The organism is Methylophaga sp. (assembly GCF_965655755.1).
Taxonomy (GTDB): Bacteria; Pseudomonadota; Gammaproteobacteria; order Nitrosococcales; family Methylophagaceae; genus Methylophaga.
On the sequence record NZ_CBFHHW010000049.1, the window covers coordinates 1 to 413 of the forward strand.

The 413-nt window shown below is 48.9% G+C and carries 1 pseudogene; it reads left to right on the forward strand.

The features are described 5' to 3' along the window. Positions 1-413: pseudogene (clpA, locus tag ACTF5U_RS11825) on the forward strand (ATP-dependent Clp protease ATP-binding subunit ClpA); the annotation flags it as partial.

Sequence of the window (413 nt, forward strand, 5' to 3'; positions counted from 1 at the left end):
TTGCCGAAACAGTCGAAATTCTTAAAGGGCTGAAACCCGGGCTAGAAGAACACCATAGCGTACGTTATTCTCAGGCTGCGATTTCTCAGGCTGCAGAGCTGGCTCATCGTCACATCAACGACCGTTATCTGCCGGATAAGGCGATTGATGTATTGGATGAAGTAGGGGCGGCGCAACGTATCGTGCCTAAGTCTAAACGCAAGAAATTGATTGGCGTCAATGATGTTCAGGCTATCGTGGCAAAAATTGCCCGTATCCCGGCGAAAACTGTCAGTAATGCGGACAAAGATAACCTTCGTAAATTGGAAGACAACCTTAAGCACGTCATTTTTGGACAGGACGAGGCAATTTCTGCGCTGAGCTCAGCGATTAAGATGGCTCGCTCGGGTCTAGGCCATCCGGAAAAACCAACC